The following is a 1,792-nucleotide window of genomic DNA, read 5'->3' as shown; positions in this document are numbered from 1 at the left end:
ATACTGGATTGCGGAAATAACGACCAGAATTAACAGTACCGGATAAATCAAAAAAACATCTGCCCGGATCACCGGGTCAGATTCCGGCAGGGTCGCTTCCCATCTGGGGATCAGGATAAACTCATAGATCAGATATGCCAGGATCGCCACAAGGGTTACCCATTGAATTTTGGTCATTTTCATCTTCGATAGAGGTTTAAAGAGAACCGGTATTTTGCAAACACCCGCTCCAGTGTAAGTAAATGTAATAAGTTTCAGGAATATATACGAACCCCACTACGCAAGATCCCTGAGGCGGGCCTGCATTTTCTGATCAAAACTCAGGAACATCAAAAAGTATAATGGCATCCCAAGAAAGAAAAAAACCAGGGGGCTTCTATAGGACCGGGCCCCTCCGACAACTTTGTAAAAACGAGTTTGTTGCCTGAGGGTATCGATGATAAGGGAAATCAGCGTGCCAAAAATCAAAAGCAATCCCGTGGACACCATCCAGTGGGTATCTAAAAAGAAAGAAATGATGATAGCACTTACAAAAGTGAGGTAACAAAAGAAAACCCTGCGCGAAGACCGCTTAAACGCCATATAGTGCTTTTGGGCCTTATCAAATGCATGGGAATCAGAATCCTTGTTGCGTGGGTTCGATTTGTGGTCTATACCACGGCTGCGCAGGATTTGAAGGATTTTGGCTTTTATATCCTGTGAAGCCTCTGACCATGAATTGGTTTTGAGCAGGTCCAGCAATTCTTCATTACCAAGCGTATGAAGAGAAACTGTTTGAAGCGATTTCATGGCGTGTTCCTGGGGTTGGTTCAATTTGGTTTTGGCGGGCTAAAAGCTGGTTTTCAGCTCCTTAATCCCACCAATCCAGATGTAAAATACACAAAGGCGCGATGAAGTGGCTTTGTGAGAGGATAAAAAACCAAAAACCACGATCTACGGCCTAAAATTCCAAAATTCGTGTTATTCGTCGAAGATACGTAATATCAGCTAGTTATGGTGATATTCCCAATCCCCGTGGAACACCCTTATTTAGAGTCCTCAGTAGGCAGTGACAATTGGAAGGAGGCGCTATTGCGCCGTTCAAGGTTCAAGGTTTAAAGTTCAAAACCATCAAAGTGGAGAACTGCTTGCTGCGATTGCACACGGCAACTGCATACTGCCACTGGTTACGGCCAACTTGAACCTTGAACCCCTTCCGAAGTACGCAGTTTACCGTCACAGTATGCAGTATTCCTGAACTCAAGACAACGCAATCAGGTCTTTTTTTTCTGCGAACTGCCACTGCCCAGCGCCAACTCTCTTGCCTACTGCTACTGCCACCTTTTTTAACCTTGAACCGTGGACCGTGCCATTACAATAAATCCCGATTTAAGTATACCCTTGAAGATTGGGAAACTGGGCGGAATCCGGTGAATCAATGTTTAAGCTCAGCAATGAGGATGGTCTTTAGTTCTGCCAAATCAGACGGCTTTGGTGCATTGTAATTTCTGTAATCCGAGGTGTTATCGATAATCAAATACCGGGGATACCCTTGCCGGATTGAAGAGTCTCTCATGTTTAAATAGGACCACAATCTTTCTTCAAATGCGCGATCCATCATATAATGCCAACCGGTAAGGTTGTATTGCTGTATGGCATTTTTCCAAAGCTGGAGGGTATTCGGATGACGCGTTTGGTGCGAGATATAAAGGTATTCGATATCTTTTTGACCCTTCATGGACTCCTTTAGTCCCGGAAGATGTTTGAATTCTTTAATGCAGGGTGGGCAGGAACTAAACCAAAGGTCCACATA

General features: G+C 44.3%; 3 protein-coding genes. All 3 read right to left on the bottom strand.

Translation table 11 applies throughout. From position 1 onward, the window contains the following. Positions 1-183, bottom strand: a 183-nt coding sequence (locus WBV75_RS08515; protein ID WP_424120205.1) for a hypothetical protein, incomplete at its 3' end; no start/stop codon positions are given. A 93-nt stretch (positions 184-276) separates the two neighbouring features. Further along, positions 277-813: a hypothetical protein gene (locus WBV75_RS08510; protein ID WP_424120204.1), complete on the bottom strand. Its 537-nt coding sequence runs from the start codon at positions 811-813 to the stop codon at positions 277-279. A 601-nt stretch (positions 814-1,414) separates the two neighbouring features. Beyond that, positions 1,415-1,792, bottom strand: a 378-nt coding sequence (locus tag WBV75_RS08505; protein ID WP_424120203.1) for a TlpA family protein disulfide reductase, incomplete at its 5' end; no start/stop codon positions are given.

The organism is Robiginitalea sp. (genome assembly GCF_049588695.1).
Taxonomy (GTDB): Bacteria; Bacteroidota; Bacteroidia; order Flavobacteriales; family Flavobacteriaceae; genus Robiginitalea.
This window is presented reverse-complemented; position numbering and strand designations above follow the sequence as displayed.